Origin of the sequence: Photorhabdus laumondii subsp. laumondii (assembly GCF_003343245.1) — a bacterium.
In the GTDB taxonomy this organism is placed as follows: Bacteria; Pseudomonadota; Gammaproteobacteria; order Enterobacterales; family Enterobacteriaceae; genus Photorhabdus; species Photorhabdus laumondii.
On record NZ_CP024901.1, the window covers coordinates 4682323 to 4705623 of the forward strand.

General features: G+C 43.6%; 19 protein-coding genes and 1 other RNA gene. 9 read left to right on the forward strand and 11 right to left on the reverse strand.

Features of this window, described 5'->3' with window-relative positions:
- Positions 1-103 precede the first annotated feature (103 nt).
- Positions 104-499, forward strand: coding sequence for a DoxX family protein (locus PluTT01m_RS20565; RefSeq protein ID WP_011148129.1), 396 nt, complete (start codon positions 104-106; stop codon positions 497-499).
- Between the two features lie 670 nt (positions 500-1169).
- Here the strand turns inward: PluTT01m_RS20565 and PluTT01m_RS20570 are convergent.
- The gene (locus tag PluTT01m_RS20570) at positions 1170-2066 is read right to left on the reverse strand and encodes a LysR family transcriptional regulator (protein ID WP_011148130.1); all 897 of its coding nucleotides are present in this window, start codon (positions 2064-2066) and stop codon (positions 1170-1172) included.
- Between the two features lie 110 nt (positions 2067-2176).
- Here PluTT01m_RS20570 and PluTT01m_RS20575 point away from each other — a divergent pair, with 110 nt between their 5' ends.
- Positions 2177-2878 (forward strand): pirin family protein, encoded by a 702-nt coding sequence (locus PluTT01m_RS20575; protein WP_011148131.1) that lies wholly within the window; start codon positions 2177-2179, stop codon positions 2876-2878.
- A gap of 43 nt (positions 2879-2921) precedes the next feature.
- On the opposite strand, the gene rnpB is transcribed toward PluTT01m_RS20575, so the two are convergent.
- An RNA gene (gene rnpB / locus PluTT01m_RS20580) (RNase P RNA component class A) lies at positions 2922-3298 on the reverse strand.
- Positions 3299-3373: 75 nt separating this feature from the next.
- Positions 3374-4240 (reverse strand): 16S rRNA (cytidine(1402)-2'-O)-methyltransferase, encoded by an 867-nt coding sequence (rsmI, locus tag PluTT01m_RS20585; protein WP_011148133.1) that lies wholly within the window; start codon positions 4238-4240, stop codon positions 3374-3376.
- A gap of 63 nt (positions 4241-4303) precedes the next feature.
- Between rsmI and PluTT01m_RS20590 the strand changes: the two genes are divergently transcribed.
- From PluTT01m_RS20590 to dolP, 4 genes are all read left to right on the forward strand, one after another.
- The gene (locus PluTT01m_RS20590; protein WP_041381128.1) at positions 4304-6046 is read left to right on the forward strand and encodes a penicillin-binding protein activator; all 1743 of its coding nucleotides are present in this window, start codon (positions 4304-4306) and stop codon (positions 6044-6046) included.
- 76 nt (positions 6047-6122) lie between these two features.
- On the forward strand, positions 6123-6503 hold the full coding sequence (locus tag PluTT01m_RS20595) for a YraN family protein (protein ID WP_011148135.1): 381 nt from the start codon (positions 6123-6125) through the stop codon (positions 6501-6503).
- Positions 6504-6527: 24 nt separating this feature from the next.
- Positions 6528-7118 carry a DnaA initiator-associating protein DiaA gene (diaA, locus tag PluTT01m_RS20600; RefSeq protein ID WP_011148136.1) on the forward strand — a complete coding sequence of 197 codons (591 nt, stop codon included), beginning with the start codon at positions 6528-6530 and terminating at the stop codon, positions 7116-7118.
- 10 nt (positions 7119-7128) lie between these two features.
- On the forward strand, positions 7129-7704 hold the full coding sequence (gene dolP, locus PluTT01m_RS20605; RefSeq protein WP_011148137.1) for a division/outer membrane stress-associated lipid-binding lipoprotein: 576 nt from the start codon (positions 7129-7131) through the stop codon (positions 7702-7704).
- Between the two features lie 131 nt (positions 7705-7835).
- Here dolP and mtgA read toward each other — a convergent pair whose 3' ends face one another.
- The 3 genes from mtgA to arcB form a co-directional block, all read right to left on the reverse strand.
- Positions 7836-8561, reverse strand: a complete 726-nt coding sequence (gene mtgA / locus PluTT01m_RS20610) for a monofunctional biosynthetic peptidoglycan transglycosylase (RefSeq protein WP_011148138.1) — start codon at positions 8559-8561, stop codon at positions 7836-7838.
- 4 nt (positions 8562-8565) lie between these two features.
- Positions 8566-9219 carry an isoprenoid biosynthesis glyoxalase ElbB gene (elbB, locus tag PluTT01m_RS20615; RefSeq protein WP_011148139.1) on the reverse strand — a complete coding sequence of 218 codons (654 nt, stop codon included), beginning with the start codon at positions 9217-9219 and terminating at the stop codon, positions 8566-8568.
- 237 nt (positions 9220-9456) lie between these two features.
- Positions 9457-11802 (reverse strand): aerobic respiration two-component sensor histidine kinase ArcB, encoded by a 2346-nt coding sequence (gene arcB / locus PluTT01m_RS20620; protein ID WP_011148140.1) that lies wholly within the window; start codon positions 11800-11802, stop codon positions 9457-9459.
- Positions 11803-12549: 747 nt separating this feature from the next.
- Here arcB and gltB point away from each other — a divergent pair.
- The 3 genes from gltB to PluTT01m_RS20635 all read left to right on the forward strand — a co-directional run bounded on the left by gltB (position 12550) and on the right by PluTT01m_RS20635 (position 19180).
- Positions 12550-17007 (forward strand): glutamate synthase large subunit, encoded by a 4458-nt coding sequence (gltB, locus tag PluTT01m_RS20625; protein ID WP_011148141.1) that lies wholly within the window; start codon positions 12550-12552, stop codon positions 17005-17007.
- A gap of 9 nt (positions 17008-17016) precedes the next feature.
- Positions 17017-18435, forward strand: a complete 1419-nt coding sequence (locus PluTT01m_RS20630; RefSeq protein WP_011148142.1) for a glutamate synthase small subunit — start codon at positions 17017-17019, stop codon at positions 18433-18435.
- Between the two features lie 238 nt (positions 18436-18673).
- A complete protein-coding gene (locus tag PluTT01m_RS20635) occupies positions 18674-19180 on the forward strand; it encodes a hypothetical protein (RefSeq protein WP_011148143.1) in 507 nt (168 codons plus the stop codon).
- Between the two features lie 51 nt (positions 19181-19231).
- On the opposite strand, the gene sspB is transcribed toward PluTT01m_RS20635, so the two are convergent.
- The 5 genes from sspB to zapE form a co-directional block, all read right to left on the reverse strand.
- The gene (sspB, locus tag PluTT01m_RS20640; RefSeq protein ID WP_011148144.1) at positions 19232-19747 is read right to left on the reverse strand and encodes a ClpXP protease specificity-enhancing factor; all 516 of its coding nucleotides are present in this window, start codon (positions 19745-19747) and stop codon (positions 19232-19234) included.
- Positions 19748-19750: 3 nt separating this feature from the next.
- Entirely contained in the window at positions 19751-20392 is a 642-nt protein-coding gene (gene sspA, locus PluTT01m_RS20645) for a stringent starvation protein SspA (RefSeq protein WP_011148145.1), read from the reverse strand.
- Positions 20393-20738: 346 nt separating this feature from the next.
- Positions 20739-21131: a 30S ribosomal protein S9 gene (gene rpsI, locus PluTT01m_RS20650; protein ID WP_011148146.1), complete on the reverse strand. Its 393-nt coding sequence runs from the start codon at positions 21129-21131 to the stop codon at positions 20739-20741.
- Between the two features lie 15 nt (positions 21132-21146).
- Positions 21147-21575: a 50S ribosomal protein L13 gene (gene rplM, locus PluTT01m_RS20655; RefSeq protein WP_011148147.1), complete on the reverse strand. Its 429-nt coding sequence runs from the start codon at positions 21573-21575 to the stop codon at positions 21147-21149.
- A 254-nt stretch (positions 21576-21829) separates the two neighbouring features.
- On the reverse strand, positions 21830-22960 hold the full coding sequence (gene zapE, locus PluTT01m_RS20665) for a cell division protein ZapE (protein WP_011148148.1): 1131 nt from the start codon (positions 22958-22960) through the stop codon (positions 21830-21832).
- Between the last annotated feature and the right edge of the window lie 341 nt (positions 22961-23301).

Sequence of the window (23301 nt, forward strand, 5' to 3'; positions counted from 1 at the left end):
ACATTCCATCCGTTAATGATTAACAAATTGTGCTGTTTCGGGTTGGTACAAGTTAATCATCAAACAAACTATTATTATTTTTCCTGTGTCTTAGGAGTTGTTAATGAAAAAATTTGAAGATAGTGCCCTGTTACTGGCTCGCATTTTGATGCCGATTCTATTTATCGTTGCAGGCTATGGAAAATTAGGTGATTCCTACGCGGGTACCCAGCAATATATGAATGCTATGGGCGTCCCTAGTTTTCTATTACCACTGACGATCTTACTTGAATTAGGTGGTGGTCTGGCAGTTCTGTTTGGTTTGTTAACCCGTACCACCGCGTTATTTACCTTTGGCTTCTGTGTCCTGACTGCCATCCTCTTCCACAGCAATTTTGCTGAAGGCATGAACCAAACTATGTTTCTCAAGAACCTGACTATTGGTGGCGGTTATCTGTTACTGGCTATCATCGGCCCAGGTAAATTCAGTATCGACCACCTGATAAAAAGAAACTGGTAATATCTTGCTATGGCTGTTCTGAATCTGAAAAATAACCGCTCACAGGTAAAAGGTGAAACGATCAAAAGCTCAAAGATTTTATCAGCCAACTATCCAATATTGGGTCTAAAGATAAATAGTAATCCGGGGGATCTAGAAGATCTTTCGGCTTACTTTAGCCAATAGATCCAACTTTTATTAAATCATAGTGACTTTGGTAAGATATACCCGTTATCTTTCAAGTTGCCTCTTTGTTGGCTGCGCTCGTTCACCCCGGTCACATAGTTTACTATTGCTCCCGGGGATTCGTTCCCTTGCCGTCGCGATACATCTTGAAATCTTTAGGGTATATATTGACATCAGGGCAACCATTCTGACTTAGGGAAAAACCATTGGTGTTATTGATAAATTCGAAAGTCTCCCTGTTTTCATCACTGTCTGGTACCCCAAAAATAGAATCATCAATACTCAGCGAATAGAAATCACAAAATTTAGATTAAGGCAAATTACACCTACCCATGATGTCTGCTCAAAAAGATTAACACAGCCAACCAGACAGTCTGCTGTACTGGCTGGCGCCATTTACGAATGTTAGATTCGTTGTGCCATAATTTCATATTTCGCTAAGCAATCATCGAATCATGTTTTTTTACAGCCTGTCTTCTAATTTGATTGCTCACATCGCTTCTACTTACCGACTAACAAACAATTTAGGGATTTCCCGCAAACACCAAGATTTAGCTTCCCCCATACTGTCTCGCCGCCATGCCATAATGACATTTGTCTCATGGCTATATTCAGAGCTAATCACCCGCAAACGCCCCTCAGTAATATCTTGTTCCACCATAGGATAAGGCATGGTAGCAACGCCCAACCCAGCCAAGAGAGCACGGCGTTTATCTTCCAGAGAACTTACTGTTAAACGCTGTTGCTTATCTAACAACTGAACCGTTAATACCGGACGTTCCCTCGCTGTATCTGCCACAGCAATACCACGATACTTCACTCTCGTGACATCAGATAAAGGCTCCGGCTCTTGATGTATAGGATGATCAGGGCTAGCAACATAGACATTGGTAATGCTGTAAAGCTGACGTGAATTAATTTCTGCCGATGCGCGAAAATGCATATCTGGTGCAATAACAATATCCGCCCGACCCGTTTCCAGCCTCTCCCATGCCCCCGCCAAAACTTCTGTCAATAAAGAGAGCTGAGTATTCGATTTTTGAGCAAGCTTTCCCACTAATGGAAATAATGAAGAAGCAGGAACCAACGCCTCACAAACAATTGTCAGGTGAGTTTCCCAACCTCGCGCTAATGCTTCTGCATCAGCCGTTAATTTATCAGCAGCTTCAAGCAATTGACGTCCACGCTCAAGCAGCATACGACCAACATTGGTGAATTTAGTTCTGTGACCCGAACGGTCAAACAGCACTACATCCAGCTCCTCTTCTAATTTTTGCATCGTATAGCTAAGTGCAGAAGGAACACGACCAAGCTCATCAGCGGCCGCAGCAAAACTTCCCCGCCGGTCAATCGCATCCATGACCCGGAGAGATTCCAGTGTAAGCGCTCGTTCTTTGCTCATATTTTTCTCAATCAGGAAATTTGAATATGCTGACCAGATTAACTGGCTAACATTTCGCCGTCCAGATAATTACTATTGTTTGTGTGTGTTTTTGTAAGGTAACCGCCATTATGATTATAAATAGAACAGCAAAACAATGTGGGAAAGCTGACTATGGTTGGCTACAAGCTCGTTATACATTTTCATTTGGTCACTATTTTGACCCAAAGTTTTTAGGTTATGGCGCGCTACGTGTACTCAATCAAGAAGTCATTGCCCCCAAAGCCGCTTTCCAACCTAAATCCTATCCACATGTGGATATATTGAATATTATTCTACAAGGTGAAGCAGAATACCGTGACAGCGAAGGCAACTATATCAGAGCCCGTAAAGGAGAATGTTTACTATTTTCTACCCGTCAAGGCATCAGCTACAGTGAACATAATGCCAGTATTAATAAGCCACTAACGCGCTTGCAGCTTTGGCTGAATGCCTTTCCTCAGCAGGAAAGCTTACCATTGCAACGAATGGAATTACCAGAACAACCACTGGCTATGCTAGCTTCTCCAACCGCAGAAGATGGCAGTATGCAATTACGTCAACAAGTGTGGGTAAATCATATTTCCCTTAATAAAAATCAATCTCATCATCTGCAATTGAAAGGAAAAAATGCCTATCTGCAATCTCTAAACGGAAATATAAAAATAAGAGGCAATTCTAAGGATAACAATTTAATTAAATGCGGAGATGGCGCTTTTATTCATGAAGAAAGTCGTCTGGTTTTAAAAGCAGATACGGAATTCCAAGGACTGTTAATTGATCTGGCTGCTTAAAAAAGTGAAAGCCCCGTCAGATTCCAATCTAACGGGGCTAAATTTGTGAAGTTGACCGATAAGCCGGGTTCTGTCGTGGACAATCATTCATCTAGGCCAGCACTTACGCACTGGCTCAAGCAGCCTACCCGGGTTCGATACGGGCCGTACCTAATGAACCCCTATTTGGCCTTGCTCCGAGTGGAGTTTACCGTGCCACGAACTGTTACCAGCCGTGCGGTGCGCTCTTACCGCACCCTTTCACCCTTACCTGATCCTACATTAAGTAAGCCATCGGCGGTTTGCTCTCTGTTGCACTGGTCGTGGGCTTTCACCCCCCAGACGTTATCTGGCACCCTGCCCTGTGGAGCCCGGACTTTCCTCTCCTCCATCTATCATCCAAAGGATTAATGATAAAGCAGCGACTGTCTAGTCAACTCCGCGGCGGATTATAAGAGGTTTACCCAATAATGTATAGGCATTTACCGATTATCTGCCCTAATTTAGCAATTGCTATCATTCTTCATTCTGTCCCAATCCATGACGATAAAGTGCATTTTTCTTCACACCATGAATCTCTGCTGCCAGTGCAGCCGCTTTTTTCAAGGGCAGTTCTTGTTGAAGAAGCGCCAGCGTTCTTAATGCCTCTGGAGGCAAAACATCGTCATCCAGTTTTTTATAGCCTTCAACGATCAATACCATTTCACCACGGCGACGGGTTTCATCTTCCTTCACCCACGCCAAAAGTTCACCTACTGGCATCCCCTGAATGGATTCCCAAGTCTTTGTCAATTCCCGCGCCAAAACGACGTAACGTTCAGCTCCCAACACCTCAACCATATCTTCTAAACTTTCGATCAGACGATGGGTGGATTCATAAAAAATTAATGTGCGTGGCTCCTGTTGCAAAGCCCGTAAAGTATCTGTCCGACTTTTACGCTTTGCGGGCAGAAATCCTTCGTAACAGAAACGATCTGATGGCAGACCAGCAGCAGACAAGGCGGTTATCGCCGCACAAGGTCCTGGAAGTGGGACAACATGAATACCGGCTTCACGGCAACGGCGAACCACATGGTAACCAGGATCATTAATCAGCGGCGTTCCTGCATCAGAGACTAATGCAATACTTTGCCCTTGTTGGAGTTTTGTAATTAATTGATCTGCTTTCTGCTGTTCATTATGATCATGAAGTGCGAACATGCGTGCATTAATGGCAAAATGTTGAAGCAACAAGCCAGTATGTCGCGTATCTTCGGCTGCAATCAGATCGACATGCTCAAGAACTTCAAGCGCACGCTGAGTGATATCACCCAAGTTTCCAATGGGGGTTGGCACAACATATAGCGTGGATGTCGTAACCACTGCTCGATTAGGTTGATTCATTGTTTCATCCGAATGGCCGATTTAAAATTGAGCATCTTTGAAAAAAACATCGCTGGATACAGTATGCTTTCCTCAATTTTTGTGCGTATCAAAACTGGTTTAGTCTGTTCAGCTATGCTGGCAGTCATGATCATCGCAGGATGTACCGTACCTGACCAACAGGGACAACAACCTTCGCAAACTCAGGACAAAATCAGTACAGAAATCGCCCGTTATCAATCTATCATTGATGCCGCTCATGGCGAACCTTCTCTTGATGTCATCCGTGCTTATATCGCTCAGGAACCACTCGTGAAAGAGAGTGCGGTTCGTCAAAAAAATATCGATGATACCTGGCAAATGCTGACCCGTCTTTCACCACAAGAGCGCCGTGGGTTGGTCATCAACGCTGATGAAAATGTTCTGCAAGGCTGGCTGGACTTACTCAGTGCCTATCAGGATAACAAACAGGACTCCGACAAACTACAGGCAGCTATCCGTGACTGGAAAATTCGCTATCCACAAAACCCTGCTGTACAGTCACTCCCAACTCAGTTACAGCCAGCAGCCATCCAACAGCAAGATACGAATATCCGTATTGCTCTGTTCCTGCCATTAAGCGGCCAAGCAAAAGTATTCGGTGAAGCCATTCGCCAAGGTTTTCTTGATGCTCAGGCCGGTTTACCAAGTCCATCATTGCCAACAGAAAACCCGGAAAATTTATCTATAACAGACAGTGATAGTGCGTCAGATAGCGTGGCTTCTACCAATATGTCCCCTAGTGAAGGGGCGATCATAAACTCAGCAATACCAGCCACTCAAACAACACCTGTCATAGCCAATGCGCCGATTAACACACAACAGGTCAAAATCTATGACACAACAAGCCAGCCATTGGAAAACTTATTTATTCAGGCTAAGCAGGATGGTGTGAATTTAATTGTCGGGCCGTTACTTAAGCCAGATGTGGTTAAACTCGTTCAGATAAATGCGGCATTAAACATGCTAGTACTTAACGAGTTAGACAATGCTCAACCACACTCTAATATCTGCTATTTTTCTTTGTCACCAGAAGATGAAGCGAAAAATGCTGCGGAACATATTTGGCAGCAACAAAAACAGAATCCTCTGATTTTGGTCCCCAGAGGGACTTTTGGTGATCGCATTGCCAACGCCTTTGCACAGGAATGGCAAAAACAAGGGGGACATACTGTTCTGCAACAAACTTTTGGCTCTTCTGCCGAACTGAAACAATTAATTAATAGAGGTACCGGTATTCGCTTGACCGGAACAGCCGTCAATGTCACCAGCAATCAACCTACATCAATCGCTATTGGTGATCTGGAAATCCCCCAGATAAACACCGATGTCGTTCCTACTTCTACTGGCGGCTCAGTGGATGCAGTTTATATTGTTTCTACCCTGGATGAACTGACGCTAATTAAGACAATGATTGATATGGCAATCAGTTCCCGCGATAAGCCCGCCCTTTACGCAAGTTCCCGCAGTAATCAGGCGGGCGTCGGTCCCGATTTCCGCCTGGAGATGGAAGGAATGCAATTCAGTGACATTCCCTTAATCGCCGGTGCTAACTTGCCACTGATGCAGCAAGCAGTCAGTAAATTTGCGAATGATTACTCTTTGATGCGCCTTTACGCTATGGGTATTGACGCCTGGTCATTAGCAAATCAATTCAGTCAAGTTCAGCTTCAAAGTGATTTCCATCTCAATGGTGCTTCTGGAGTGCTGTCCGTTCAGGAAAACTGCACCATTTTCCGACAACTCTCATGGATGCAATATCATCAAGGCCAAATCACTGCGATTTAATTAAGTAACTTGCCGCTTGTCACCAAGCGGCCTTTCAATTCAAATGACTCATTTCAGAATGAGAATAAAAAGTAGGATGAAAATAAAAAAGCTGACAAGTTATTTGCTGGGGCGCAACTATGAAGCGCAGGCAAAGTTGTTTTTACAAAAACAAGGATTATCTTTTATCGCCGCAAATGTGAAAGTTCACGGTGGTGAAATTGACCTGATTATGAAAGACAAGCAAACTTGGGTCTTTATTGAAGTCCGTTTTCGCAAATCAGGACAATATGGAGATGCATTGGCGACAATCACTCGTAGCAAGCGTAAAAAATTATTACACGCTGCCGCAGTTTGGCTGTTTCAACGAGGTGAATGTTTTGAAACCTCTTCTTGTCGCTTTGATATTTGTGCTATTACTGGTCAACAATTTGAATGGTTGCAAAATGCCTTCAATCAAAATGAGTTCACTCGTTAAAATGATACTGAGTAGGTTATAAACGTGCTGGATAGAATTAAAGTCTGTTTTACAGAAAGTATTCAAACTCAGATTGCAGCCGCAGAAGCATTACCTGATGCTATCTCGCGAGCGGCAATAATGATGGTTCAGTCATTACTGAATGGTAACAAAATCCTTTGCTGTGGTAATGGAGGCTCAGCAGCGACTGCCCAACGGTTTGCTGCCAATATGATTAACCGGTTTGAAACTGAGCGCCCAAGCCTGCCCGCATTGTCACTTAACGCAGACAATGTGGTCATCACTGCGATTTCAAGCAATAAACAGCATGATGAAATTTATGCTAAACAGGTACGGGCATTAGGTCAGCCAGGCGATGTGTTATTAGCGATTTCCACACATGGTAATAGCCGTGATATTGTCAAAGCCGTTGAAGCCGCCGTAACCCGCGATATGACAATTGTCGCCCTTACTGGCTATGATGGTGGTGAGCTTGCCGGCTTACTCGGGCCACAAGACGTAGAGATTCGTATTCCATCTCATCGCAGTACCAGAATTCAAGAAGTTCATATGCTAACAGTTAACTGCTTATGTGACTTAATCGATAATACACTTTTTCCCCATCAGGATGACTAAGGAGCCAATAATGCGATTTTTCTCCCTATTAGCCACGATTTGTGCTGCTGTAATGTTGCAAGGATGTATTGGTGCGGTCGTGGTCAGTTCTACTGCCGTAGCGACAAAAACCGCAACCGATCCCCGCACTATTGGTCAGCAGGTTGACGATAGTACTCTCGAAGCCCGTGTCAGTAATGCGCTTAACAAAGATAAGCAGCTCAAAGAGCAAACCCGTATTATTACCACTGCCTATCAAGGAAAAGTTTTACTGACAGGCCAAAGCCCAGACTCAAGCCTTCCAGAGCGTGCTAAACAGATAGCATCACGTGTTGATGGAGCACACACCGTTTACAATGAAATTCGTCAGGGGAAACCTGTTGAATTAGGTACTGCTTCTAAGGATACCTGGGTTACAACTAAAGTACGCTCAAAAATCCTGGCTAGTGACTCGGTTAAGTCTTCTAACATAAAAGTCGTTACGGAAAACGGCGAAGTCTTTCTACTGGGCATTCTGACCAAACAAGAGGGTAATGCCGCCGCGAAAATTGCCAGCGAAACTAACGGTGTTAAGCGAGTAACAACCGCATTTACTTATTTGAATTAAATATATTGATTGAAAGTGATGACACGATAAATCTGTCAAACATTCAGGTATCAGGCCGCGTCATTTTTTGGCGCTGGCGTTTTACCCTTTTCATCATCTCACGTCAAACTGAATAACTTCTCATTCTTCCTTCAATCATCTTTCATTAACCCATTTTTCTCAAGATAACTCCCCCCGCCCAACAACCGCATTTGCCGCAAAATCCATTGCTGACGCTGTAAGACATAAGCCGAAGGTGAGTTAACTTTATAGCGGTGTGGATTAGGCAATACAGCAGCAAGTAAAGCCGCTTCTGATGCCGTCAATTTACTGGCTGATTTATGAAAATAGTGTTTAGATGCCTCTTCAACACCAAAAATGCCATCACCAAATTCTGCTATGTTAAGGTAAACAGTCAGAATTCTACTTTTTGACCATCCCAGTTCAATAGCAAAGGTCATCCCGGCTTCCAACCCTTTTCTTAACCAACTACGTCCGTCCCACAAAAATAAATTTTTGGCCGTTTGCTGAGAAATCGTTGAAGCCCCTCTAAGTCTGCCTGAATGATTTTGATTACGCTCAAGTACACTTTCGATAGCATCAAAGTCAAATCCCCAATGTTGTGGGAATTTCTGATCTTCCGCAGCAATAACAGCCAATGCGATATTTGGCGATATTTGTCCTTGCCCTACCCAGTCAGAATGAGATACATAAGAAAAATTAACCGATAACCAAGCACTAATCTGGCGCTCAACCATAACCATGGAAAACGGCACTGGCAAAAATGAAAATGCAACAACAGAAACTATCCATAAGATAATAACTGAGATTGCGATTTTTTTAAGCCAGTACCATAAAAATTGAAAAGGATTTCGCATCCAGTTACTCAGTCATTTCCAATACTTTTCTGACAAGTTTATCAATTCCCTCTTCCGCCTGGGAAATAGATTCAGCAAGCATGTAGGCTGGTGTCGTCACAATTTTGTTTTCTAAATCAACAACAACATCATTTACCTTGCAAATGATATGGACGCCTCCCATTGCCTCTACTTGAGCAACCGTTTCTGGATCATTGCCGACCGTTAGTTTCACCGGTTTATTAAGTAATTTTGGCAACATAACAGGCGCAATACACATAAATCCCATTGGTTTATGTTGATTATGCATAGCCCTCACCAAACTTAACAATTCCTTATTTATTTCGCAATCAACTGTCTTAGCGGCAAAGTCACATAAATTCTTTGCAACACCAAATCCCCCGGGAATTATCAGGGCATCAAATTCATCGGCATTTGCTTGTGATAAAGGCTTAATTTTTCCCCTTGAAATACGGGCAGACTCCTGTAGAACGTTACGTTCTTCCCCCATTTCTTCACCGTTAATATGATTAATAACATGAAGTTGTGGTTCGTCAGGCGCAAAAAAGCTCGTTTTAACACCTAAACGGTCTAAAGAAAGCAGAGTTAATACTGACTCATGAATTTCGCTACCATCGAATACACCACATCCACTTAAGACAACCGCAACTGATTTCATACCTCACTCCATTTGTAGTAGATTATTGCTTAACCCTTTAGGGGGTTAAACACCAATCTTCATCACAGATTTTAATGAATCTTGTAACAAAAAATCTTATCTTTGCTATGTTGGTACTTGTATGATGTACGGAGAATTCCTCATTTACTCGCCGCAACCAAAGATATATCAGATAGGCGTGTAAAAAGTTTTCCCTGGTGTTGGCGCAGTATTCGCGCACCCCAACCTCGGTTGGGGTTATTTTTTTTCAGCGTCCGTCAACCATTCCCCCAAAATTTCCGTATCCTTTCTCCATTCTTGCTTTAACTCATCAACCCATTCCTGAACATTATCCCACCATGCAGGTAAATCAGGTGATTGAATCTGCTGGGCCAGTTGCTGTAAATGACGCAATCCAACCGATCCCGCAGCACCTTTTATCTTATGCGCTTCCTCCGTAATGCCTTTCTGGTCTTTCGCTGTCATGTTTGAGTCCAGAACAGATAAGTAACCCGGCATCATCTTTTCAAACACACTCAGACTATTGCGAATCAATTGGGGCCCAACGAGCTCGATGTATTGGTTAAGCATTTCTGTATCAAGTAAATCTTCATCTTTTTTCATCAATCCTGACTCCTCTTCTTCCGGCTGCATATGATGCACAGACTGTTCCCCCCAATATTGTTCAATAATGGCAGTTAACGCATTCACAGAAAGCGGCTTACTCAACACACCATTCATACCTGCATCCAAATACTCTTTTTTGTCTTTTAAGACATTTGCTGTCAGTGCAATCAGGGGGGGCAGATCCTTTTTGGCATATCGCTGACTTAACTCCCGGGAGATATCTAACCCGGTCATATCGGGTAGCTGAATATCAAGCAGTACCAGATCGAACTCTCCTGGCTTAAACACTTCTAGCGCATCTTTACCGTTCATAGCGACTTCTACACTGTTACCCAACTTCTCCAATACCGAGCGAGCAACAATCACATTCAGCTCAATATCTTCTACCAATAAGATATGCAATGCTGGAAGTGGATAATCTTCTGTATCTTCTTTGCATAAAAGATTCTCCTCCATAGCAGGGGCAATGATAGACAGTGTAAACCGAGAACCTTGTCCCGGTTCACTTTCCACCACAATATCCCCTCCCATACTTTGAGCCAAACGTTTGGATACCGCCAATCCAATACCGGTTCCCGTTGCTGGACAACCACCATGACTGCCTTTCACTTGATAATACATCGCAAAAATCTTCTCCAGCTCATCATGTGGGATACCAATCCCCGTATCTGTGACTTCAAACAGCAAACGCTCTCCCTCTTCGTACCAGATTCGAACAGTAATCTCACCTTTTTGCGTAAATTTCACCGCATTGCCAATCAAGTTCCATAGAATTTGGCGCAAGCGAGTACCATCTGTCATGATTCTGGCAGGCAGTGGCAGTTCTGGGTTCATGACAAATTTAATATCTTTCGGTTGCACCAGCAGCCCAGAGAGGTTTTCCAGATCGGACATAAAACCAGTAAAATCAATTGGCTGATTATCAATTTGCACTTTACGCCGTTCAATTTTATCCATTTCAATAATGTCATTGAAAATATTACCAAGCGTGATGGCACTGACATGAATCGTTTTCAGATAGTTATTTTGCTCAGACGTCAACTCAGTATCGAGCAGAATACGGCTCAAACCAACAATGCCATTTAAAGGCGTACGGAGCTCATGGCTAATCGTTGAGATAAAAGTGGTCTTATCCCTACTTGCATTCTCCAAAGCGTCCTGATAACGCTTACGTTCCGTTATATCGCGCCCAAATCCCATAAGCCCATGTCTTTTTCCTACCCGATCATAAAAAGGGACTTTCCGAAGCTCAAAACAGGCTTTCCGACCATCGGGATAAACTAGCCATTGTTCATAAGTGAGTGCAACATTATGACGGAACACTTTTTCATCGGTTTTCATTACCTTGCGAGCAACCTCTTTGTCATAAACATCGTTTGGTGTCAGCCCGACAAGTTGTTTCTGGCTTTTACCCGTCAGCAATTCCATCGCCCGATTACAACCAGAAAACTCATTATTTTCATTACGGTAATAGACCAAATCAGGAGAAGCATCGAGAAAAGATTTCAACAATACAGATTGTTGTTCCAATTCAATCTGCGTCTGCTCACGGTGTTTCATCTCTTCTTTGAGTTTATCCAACAATATCAGATGCGCCTGCTCAGCTTTCTCTCTTTCCGAGATCTCCTGATTAAGCTTAATAATGTTGTCTTTTAATTGCTGATTAAGTTCCCGATCACGCTGACGCATAACTTCCAACTTTTCAACTAACTTAGATAATCGCTGACGGGACTCTTCAAGCTGTTCAACAACAACTGAAAGAAAATAGACAGCCCAAGGTGTAATCAACAAACCAAAAAAGATTGAGCGAACTAAATCAATACTTTGCACTCCTCCCTGAAGCAGAAAAGTGACCACCATCTGTACACCCATAGCAAGAACGACCAGTGCAGATGCAAGCAGTAATGAGAAGCGCACTAACCCCAATTTCATCATTAAATCAACATAATATTGGGCCAGGCCCCTGAGCAGCTTCATTTCATAAAAACTCCCGTTAAATATGACCATTCCGGATCATACCGTAAAAAACCGGCCACTTCGTTGAAGGAATAACAGAAATTGTTGACCGGGTAAAACAATAGTATTATTTAATAGTTTTAGTGATGACTTCCCAAACATTATTCTGGCTTTTTATTCATGCCGGTCTTTTCGCACAATCCAAGCATGAATAAATAATCAAACACATTGACAAAATAAGCATAAAATTCTTTTTTACTCGTTTAATAGCCCAAAAAGATAAAACTTTATTCTTATAAAGAAACAAAAATACACATTAATTCCGTAAAGTTAATATTAGTTAGATTTTAAATCTAATAAATAAAAGTTTAACAGCATATACAAAACAGATATTACACTAATATTAGTGATATAAATCACATTAAAATCCTAACCTGATCTATATCACACAACATGAATGTTAATTTTTCTACTTATAAATCATAACATTAACTTTACTTATCACCTGACCTTATCTTATCCCGGTGATATTTGACCTGATTTATATTTCTAGTTAACTTGGAAAGTCACTGGAAATCATCTGTCAGATTCTCATCTGAACCATAATTATGCAGTGACACAATATCATTTAAGTCACCACCTGTTTATCACAAATAAACAAGTGGTGGTTGCTTGAGGGCGCAATTCAGACGCCAGTAAAAAATATTAATCTCACAAATGTCTGTGAGTTTCTGTGAGAGTCGGACAGAACCTCGGGAGGTTCACACTATGCTATATAACAAATCTCAAGAAAAGGATAACTGTGGCTTTGGACTGATAGCCCATATTGAAGGGGAGCCAAGCCACAAAGTAGTACGTACCGCTATCCATGCCCTAGCCAGAATGCAACATCGTGGGGCAATCTTGGCAGATGGCAAAACCGGTGATGGCTGTGGTTTATTGTTGCAAAAACCTGACCGCTTTTTTCGGATGGTTGCACAGGAGCAAGAGTGGCATTTAGCCCGCAATTACGCCGTCGGTATGCTATTTCTCAGCCAAGATCCTCAGATTGCACAAAACTGCCGGGCAATCATCGAACAAGAGCTACAAAATGAAACCCTGTCAGTCGTTGGCTGGCGTGAAGTCCCCATCAACCGTGATATTCTGGGCGAAATAGCCCTTTCAAGCCTCCCTCATATTGAACAGATTTTTGTTAATGCTCCGGCTGGCTGGCGTGCACGTGATTTAGAACGCCGCTTATTCGTTGCTCGCCGCCGAATAGAAAAACGCATCAACGACAGCGACTTTTATGTTTGCAGTTTGTCTAACTTGGTGACTATCTATAAAGGGCTGTGCATGGCGGCAGATTTGCCCCGTTTCTATCCCGATCTGGCTGATTTACGTTTAGAATCGGCAATTTGCCTATTTCATCAACGCTTCTCAACCAATACCGTCCCACGCTGGCCATTGGCACAACCTTTCCGCTATCTTGCCCATAACGGTGAAATAAACACCATCACCGGTAACCGCCAGTGGGCACGAGCAAGAGCCTATAAATTCAAGACACCGCTTATTCCCGATCTGCACACGGCTGCCCCTTTTGTCAATGAAACAGGGTCAGATTCCAGCTCGCTGGATAATATGCTGGAACTGTTTCTCAACGGCGGAATGGATTTAATCCGTGCTATGCGATTGCTGGTTCCTCCCGCATGGCAAAACAATCCTGATATGGATGAAGATCTGCGGGCTTTTTTTGATTTCAACTCCATGCACATGGAACCGTGGGATGGCCCTGCGGGTATCGTTATGTCAGATGGACGCTACGCTGCCTGTAATCTGGATCGTAATGGCTTGCGCCCAGCCCGCTATGTTATCACCAAAGATAAGTTGATCACCTGTGCTTCCGAAGTCGGTATCTGGGATTATCAACCGGATGAAGTGGTGGAAAAAGGGCGCGTTGGTCCCGGTGAACTTATCGTGATTGATACCCGCCAAGGCCGCATCCTTCATGCAGAAGAAACAGACAATGACTTAAAAAGCCGCCATCCCTATAAAGAATGGATGGATAAAAACGTCAAGCGTCTGACCCCATTCGAAGAATTACTGGAAGATCAAGCTGGTCATCGGGATCTGAACGATCAATCCTTAGCGGTCTATCACAAACAATTTGCCTACAGCAACGAAGAGCTAGATCAAATCATCCGAGTCTTGGGAGAGAATGGTCAGGAAGCGACCGGGTCAATGGGGGATGATACACCGTTTGCCGTCCTTTCCAGCCGCCCACGGATTATTTATGACTATTTCCGCCAGCAATTTGCTCAAGTCACTAATCCGCCAATCGATCCACTACGCGAAGCACATGTTATGTCTCTCACTACCTGCATTGGGCGGGAGATGAACGTATTTTGTGAAGCAGAGGGACAGGCACACCGATTAAGTTTTAAATCTCCTATTCTGCTCTACTCTGACTTTCACCAATTAATCACACAGCAAAGTCCACACTATCGCGCAGAACAATTAGACTTAACTTTCAATCCACAAGAAACCAATTTGCAAAATGCCCTGTTTGCATTGTGTGACCAAGCTGAACAACTCGCCAGAGATGGCGCGGTATTGTTGGTATTATCTGACCGCAACATTACGCCGAACAAATTACCTATACCTGCACCTATGGCTATTGGCGCTATTCAACACCGTTTGGTAGAAAAAAACCTACGCTGTGATACCAACCTGATAGTAGAAACAGCAAGTGCCCGTGATCCACACCATTTCACTGTACTACTGGGATTTGGTGCAACAGCGATCTATCCCTATCTGGCTTATGAATCCCTCGCCAAAATGGTCGATAATGGCACAATTAATAAACCTTATGCTGATGTCATGCTTAACTACCGCAATGGTATCAATAAAGGGTTATATAAAATCATGTCGAAAATGGGCATCTCGACTATCGCCTCCTATCGCTGCTCTAAACTATTTGAAGCTGTCGGCTTACATTCAGAATTAACTGAATTCTGCTTCAATGGCGTCGTCAGCCGAATTGGCGGTGCTAATTTCAGCGATTTCGAGCAGGATCTGCGAAACTTATCTAAACGTGCCTGGCTTGCTCGTCAACCACTCGATCAGGGCGGACTGCTGAAATATGTTCATAACGGCGAATATCACGCTTATAACCCGGATGTTGTCAGCACTTTACAGGCTGCGGTTCATAGTGGCGAATATAACGATTACTTGAAATATTCTCGTTTGGTTAATCAGCGTCCAATTACCACAATCCGTGATTTGCTGGCGATAAAAACAGAAGCTGAGCCTCTACCTATTGAAGAAGTGGAACCTGCCGAAGAGCTATTTAAACGCTTTGATACTGCTGCGATGTCGATTGGAGCATTAAGCCCGGAAGCACACGAAGCTCTGGCTGAAGCCATGAATACGTTAGGTGGTTTTTCCAACTCCGGCGAAGGTGGAGAAGATCCCGCACGTTATGGAACAAAAAAGGTTTCCCGTATCAAACAAGTTGCTTCCGGTCGGTTTGGTGTGACACCTGCTTATCTGGTCAACGCTGATGTGATTCAAATTAAAGTCGCGCAAGGCGCTAAACCCGGAGAAGGTGGGCAATTACCGGGTGATAAAGTAACACCGTATATTGCAAAACTGCGTTATTCCGTACCCGGCGTAACACTTATTTCTCCACCACCACATCACGATATTTACTCTATTGAAGATTTGGCTCAGTTGATTTTCGATCTAAAACAGATCAACCCCAATGCGCTGATCTCAGTAAAACTGGTTTCAGAACCCGGTGTTGGTACTGTTGCCACTGGCGTTGCCAAAGCTTATGCCGATTTAATTACTATCGCAGGTTATGATGGCGGTACCGGTGCCAGTCCATTGTCATCGGTGAAATATGCCGGATGCCCATGGGAATTGGGGCTGGTGGAAACCCAACAAGCGCTAGTTGCTAACGGATTACGTCATAAGATCCGCTTACAAGTTGATGGCGGGTTGAAAACAGGCGTAGATATTATTAAAGCGGCCATTCTTGGCGCTGAAAGTTTCGGTTTCGGTACTGGACCAATGGTTGCCCTTGGATGCAAATATCTGCGTATTTGCCATCTCAATAATTGTGCAACTGGGGTTGCCACTCAGGATGAGAAATTACGTCGCGACCACTACCACGGATTACCTGAACGGGTCATGAATTATTTCCGCTTTATCGCCCGTGAAACCAGAGAGATCATGGCTACATTGGGTGTCAAAAATCTAACTGATTTAATCGGCCGAACTGACCTGTTGGAAGTACTGGAAGGTATTTCAGCAAAACAGAGCAAACTAAATCTTGATCCGCTCTTAGCAACCGCAGAACCCCATCAGGGCAAAACATTATATTGCACCGAAAACAATCCACCATTTGATAATGGAGCACTGAATAAAAACTTACTGACTCAAGCCGCTAGCTATATTGAGAACCAACAAAGTAAAACTTTCTATTTTGATATCCGTAATACGGATCGTTCAGTGGGCGCTTCCCTTTCCGGTTTTATCGCTGCTCGATATGGTAATCAGGGGATCGCAGCGGCACCAATAAAAATTCATTTCAATGGTACTGCCGGTCAAAGTTTTGGCGTCTGGAATGCCGGCGGTCTGGAGCTGACACTCATCGGTGATGCCAATGATTATGTCGGTAAGGGTATGGCTGGCGGTCGCATTGTCATACACCCGCCAGTGGGTTCTGCCTTCAAAAGCCATCAGGCAACCCTCATTGGCAACACATGCCTCTACGGTGCAACCGGAGGCAAACTGTTTGCTGCCGGGCGAGCAGGAGAACGCTTCGCCGTTCGTAATTCAGGGGCGATTACGGTTGTAGAAGGTATCGGAGATAATGGCTGTGAATATATGACAGGAGGTATTGTCTGTATTCTCGGACGCACTGGCATCAATTTTGGTGCAGGAATGACCGGCGGCTTTGCTTATGTCTTGGATGAAAATGATGATTTCCGTAAACGGGTTAACCTAGAGTTGGTTGAAGTACTGGCAGTAGATGCCTTAGCTATCCACGAAGAGCACTTGAGAGGGCTTATCACCGAGCACGTCCTCCTGACCGGTTCCCAACGCGGTGAAGATATTCTTGCTAACTGGCAACAGTGGCTGAGCAAGTTCGCGCTTGTGAAGCCAAAATCCAGTGATGTGAAAGCCCTATTGGGACATCGCAGTCGTTCTTCCGCAGAGTTGCGAATTCAAGCGCAATAAGGAGCCAAGATGAGCCAGAATGTATATCAGTTTATCGACTTACAACGCGTCGATCCGCCTAAAAAGCCGCTGAAAATCCGCAAAATAGAATTTGTGGAAATCTATGAGCCATTTTCAACAAGTCAGGCACAGACACAGGCCGATCGCTGTCTTTCTTGCGGTAACCCTTATTGCGAATGGAAATGTCCCGTTCATAACTACATTCCCAATTGGCTTAAACTGGCTAATGAAGGACGTATTATGGAAGCGGCGGATTTATCCCATCAAACAAACAGCCTGCCGGAAGTTTGTGGTCGTGTTTGTCCACAGGATCGCCTTTGTGAAGGCGCTTGCACTCTGAATGATGAGTTCGGTGCAGTAACTATTGGTAATATTGAACGCTACATCAATGATAAAGCGATTGCTATGGGCTGGAAGCCCGATATGTCACACGTTCAGCCCACGGGCAAACAGGTTGCGATTATTGGTGCAGGCCCCGCGGGGCTAGCTTGTGCTGACGTATTGACCCGTAATGGCGTACAAGCCGTTGTTTTTGATCGTCACCCGGAAATCGGTGGATTACTCACCTTTGGCATACCCGCGTTCAAACTGGAAAAAGAGGTCATGATACGCCGCCGTGAAATTTTCTCTGAGATGGGAATTGAATTCCGGCTCAATACTGAAATAGGCAAAGATATTGCCTTATCTGAACTGACTGAGCAGTTTGATGCGATATTTCTTGGCGTAGGAACCTATCAGTCAATACGTGGGGGACTGGCAAATGAAGATGCTGATGGTGTTTATGATGCTCTACCATTTCTGACTGCCAATACCCGGCATTTGATGGGTTATCCCGCCCTACCATCGCAACCTTTCATCAATATGCAAGGCAAGCGGGTCGTAGTGCTTGGTGGCGGTGATACTGCAATGGATTGTGTCAGAACGGCTATTCGTCAAAAAGCGGCTTCGGTTACTTGTGCTTATCGTCGTGACGAAACCAACATGCCAGGCTCCCAGCGTGAAGTCAAAAATTCCAAGGAAGAAGGTGTAGAATTTCTGTTTAATCTGCAACCAGTCAGGATTGAAATCAACCATTCAGGTCAAGTTTGTGGCATAAACATGGTACGGACTCAATTAGGCCAACCTGATGAGAATGGACGCCGCCAAGCTGAAATTATCGCAGGCTCGGAACACCTGCTTAAGGCCGATGCAGTGATCATGGCATTCGGCTTTAAACCACATACCATGAACTGGCTAAGTGCTCATCAAGTAACCTTGGATAAACAAGGACGCATTGTCGCACCAGAGTACTCAGACATTCCCTTTCAAACTAGCAATCCGCAGATATTTGCTGGTGGAGATGCTGTTCGTGGCTCAGATCTCGTTGTAACCGCAATTGCCGAGGGGCGCAAAGCCGCACAAGGCATTCTTGATTATCTCAACATCTAGTCAACCAAGGGAGCTTTTCAGCTCCCATCTCTTTCTATCATCAGTTTAATACTTTATATTAATTGGATTACCCTTACACAAAAAAGTAAGTGAATTTAATGAACATTCCACACTTATTACTGTCATACATGATATTTTGGAATATTTTTTCTCATTAATGTGGGTCTTAAATAAAATACTCCAATTAACCGACACCAATATCACGATACTTATTCAACTATAAATACTGGAAATATTAATGAAGCTAATAAAAACCTTAATTTTATTATCTCCAATGCTGTTTATCAGTCATACAGCACTTGCTTTATCACAGCCCTTAACATCTGAAAATATTAATAAAGAAATTATGAATAGAGGTACCAATTCTGTAGTGGCAGAATTAGGTGAAATAGGAGCCAAACAAGAAATCACTCACAACATTTCTACTGGTGATAGTAAATGGATAAAACTGGCTTTTAAATTAACGCAAAGCATACACCTGGGTTTTGCCAAAGAAGTTCGCTACGCATTATCCTTAGCATTAATTAATAATCCTGCTGAAGTCCTTGCTAACGTAGATAAAGAAAACAATATATCATTGGCTGATATCTGCACAACCCCACCAGAACTGGGGACCAGAGAGAATAAAATAGAATTTGTAGATAAGGTTAAAAAGAGCTTAAGCGCTATCACAGATTTCAAAGCTAAAAACAGAACTGGAGATTGTTTTTGGGAATTAGAAAAAGCCTACAATACAGAATTCTAATCAATGAATTTGAAAAAAAATAAGGAGGCAAACCGCCCCCTCTTTTAACGCTTATTTTACTACCCGTAAAGCAGGGTGCCCTCTCGTCGGTTTTGGTGGCTCATCATCAGGTGAAGTTCCACTATTATCTTCAGCATCGGGCAATGTATCCGTAACTAATACCAGATTATCTGTCGCAAATGCAGAGGTATCAGCCTTATCCTGATCTGAAGCGGATTTAAAAAGATATTCATCTTTATAAGCTGCTTCAGGCTCAAACATCATTCCCGCCCGATTTTCACGGCCATAAATCGCTATAACCGCCGCCATCGGTATATTAACCCGACGGGGAACACCACCAAAACGGGCATTGAAGCGTACTTCATCATTGGTTAACTCAAGATTACCAACAGCTCTCGGCGCTATATTCAGCAAAATTTGCCCATCACGGGCATATTCCATTGGTACATTAACTCCACGTAAAGTCACGTCTATAACCAGATGTGGAGTCATATCATTATCGAGTAACCACTCGTAGTGAGCACGCAACAAATAAGGACGACGGGGAGACATTTGAGACAGCTCCATAAATCAGCTCCTGGATTGCAAGCGCATTTCACGTTCAGCTTCGGTTAATGAAGCTAAGAATGCATCACGCTCAAAGACACGCTGCATGTAAATTTGTAAATCTTTAGTACCAGAACTCGGTAATTCTATACCCAACACCGGCAAACGCCACAGCAAAGGAGCAAGATAGCAATCAACCAAACTGAATTCTTCGCTCATAAAGAATGGCATCTCTTTAAATATTGGTGCCACTGCTAGCAACTCTTCTGCTAATCGTTTACGAGCAGTATTGGCCTCTTGAGAATTGCCTTTCTCAATAGTATGCATCAGGGAATACCAGTCTTTTTCGATGCGGTGCATCATCAAACGGCTGGAACCACGGGCAACTGGGTACACAGGCATTAATGGTGGATGAGGAAAGCGTTCATCCAGATATTCCATAATGATGCGGGAATCATATAGCGTCAGCTCACGATCAACCAAAGTCGGAACTGTCTGATAAGGGTTCAGATCGATAAGGTCCTGTGGCAGGTTACCTGCCTCAACCTGCTCAACTTCAACACTGACACCTTTTTCCGCCAATACAATTCGCACTTGATGGCTAAAAATGTCGGCCGGGCCTGAAAACAGAGTCATTACCGAACGTTTGTTGGCAGCGACAGCCATGAAAACCTCCAAGTTTATCTAAAAAGGGAATGAATAGCCCCACACGACCACGACTATTCTTACTCATTCATTCTCATCCCTTATGTTTCTGCGCCACAACGGTGAATACGGAATGTGCTACTCAACACAATTTATCGTTTCAACACAATTTACCGTTTCAACGCAATCATTACCGTTTCAACGCAATTACTACCGTTCAGATAGTAGGCAGACAAATGGATGAGGCAAAAATTGGCACTAGTTTACCAGATTTTGTACATTTTGGGGGAAGTGTGTGGATAATTAAGTAAAAAACCCGCCAAAAAGACGGGTTTGCACATTAAATAATTGCCATAAAGACAAAAAATTAACGTTTGGAGAACTGTGGACGACGACGTGCTTTACGCAGACCAACTTTCTTACGTTCAACTTCACGAGCATCGCGGGTAACGAAGCCAGCTTTACGAAGATCAGAACGCAGAGTTTCGTCATACGCCATCAGTGCGCGGGTGATACCGTGACGGATTGCACCTGCTTGACCAGAAATACCACCACCTTTAACAGTGATGTACAGATCCAGTTTACCCAACATATCAACCAACTCCAGCGGCTGACGAACAACCATGCGCGCTGTTTCACGGCCGAAGTAAACTTCAAGACTGCGTTTGTTGATGACGATATTACCGCTACCTGGCTTAATAAAGACACGTGCGGAAGAGCTTTTGCGGCGACCAGTGCCGTAGTATTGATTTTCAGCCATTGCCTATAATCCCGATTAAATGTCCAGAACTTGCGGTTGCTGTGCCGCATGGTTGTGCTCGCTACCTGCATAAACTTTCAGTTTACGGTACATTGCACGGCCCAGTGGCCCTTTTGGCAGCATGCCTTTAACCGCGATTTCAATTACACGCTCAGGACGGCGGGCAATCATCTCTTCAAAGGTCGCTTGCTTAATACCACCGATATGACCGGTGTGGTGATAGTAGATTTTATCAGAACGCTTGTTGCCGGTGACTGCAACTTTTTCTGCATTAACGATGATGATGTAATCACCGGTATCAACATGCGGAGTGTATTCCGCTTTATGCTTGCCGCGCAGACGGCGAGCCACTTCAGTTGCAAGACGGCCTAAAGTTTTGCCATCTGCGTCAACAACATACCAGTCGCGTTTTACGGTTTCTGGCTTAGCTGTAAAAGTTTTCATTAAAGCTTACCCAATAATAAGTTACACGTTGGTGAACACTCAAGGTTCAGAAACTTGCCGAGGTTCACACGACTCTTGTCCAGCAAACCTACCCCTTCGAATAGCCTATGCCGGCACTATATGCAAGTTTTTGGGAAAAAAACATTGCTGTAACGTGGGGTCGCAAGATTATAGAGAAGTCAAAAATAAAAATCGACCCCCATTTGAATATTTAAAATCAGTTTTCCGTCTGAAATAGATAAGCGAACTCAAACTTAAGGTAAATGAGGTAATTTGAGATACTCTTCACTTTGCATCTCTTGCAAACGGGATAAGCAACGCTGGTATTCGAAAACCAACAACACCCCTTGGTAAATCTGCTCCATCGGCACCGCCGCATTAATTATCAATTTTACCCGGCGTTCATAAAATTCATCAACCAATGCCAAGAAACGACGAGCAGCATTTTCATTACCCGGCATTATCGCTGGAACCTGGTATAACAAAACCGTGTGATAACGTTTTGATAAAACAATGTAATCCATCTGACTACGCGCATCTTCACATAAGACGTTAAATCCAATTGCCAATACACCATCAGCGTCACGAATTGCCGGCATCCGCCGATGGTTAATTTCCAATATAGAAGCTTGTTCACCGCTATTACCGGCCAAAAGAATAAACATTCGATCCATCGCTCGTTTATTATCTTCATTCAGCGGTGTGAAATAGAGATGAGCTTGAGTCAACGTGCGCAACCGATAGTCAATACCCGAATCCACATTCATAACGTCACAATATTTTTTGATCTGCTCAATAGCAGGCAAAAAGCGAGCTCTCTGTAAACCATTACGATAGAGTTCATCAGGAGGAATATTTGACGTTGCAATCAAGGTAATCCCCCTGACAAACAGCGCTTCCAACAATGCACCAAGAATCATAGCATCAGTAATATCGGAGACGAAAAATTCATCAAAGCAAAGTACATCTGTTTCCGTTTTAAAACCATCCGCCACAATATCCAGCGGATTTTCATGCCCTTGTAATACCATTAATTCTTCATGTACCCGCAGCATAAAACGATGGAAATGCAAACGTAATTTTCTTTCACCGGGTAAACTCTGGTAAAACATATCCATTAACCAAGTTTTCCCTCTACCAACGCCGCCCCACATATAAAGCCCTTGAACAGGTGCACAGCTCATTGACGTCGTTTTTCCTAACAGTTTACTCAGACGCCCTTTCAAGCTTTGTCGCCTCACGGGATTGCCGGGAGAAACATTAATCAGAGCATGGTGAATGGTATCCAATTGAGCTACAACTTGACGCTGAACATCATCTGGTTGGTATTTGCCCTCAGAAAGGGCTTTTTGATAACATGATGAAGGGGTAATCAATGATGGCATGACAATAACAATCCTTAAAATAATCGCCCGTTTTTTATCGTTTTTATGATTCAGATTGACCTTATTACCGGATCAATTGTCTACAATAAGGTCCACAATAAGATCTATACCCTATGGATTTCAAGATGCATCGCGGCGGCAAAGGAATGAATCCCCGGGAGCATAGCAAACTATGTGACCGGAGTGAGCGAGTGCAGCCAACAAAGAGGCAATTTGAAAGATGACGGGTATACAAACAAATGTAAATCATGATCAATATTCCACTCTAACTAGATTAACGGTTATAGTGACGATAATTAAGTGAAACATTCTGCGGAACAACGATGTCGATGAAGGAGTAG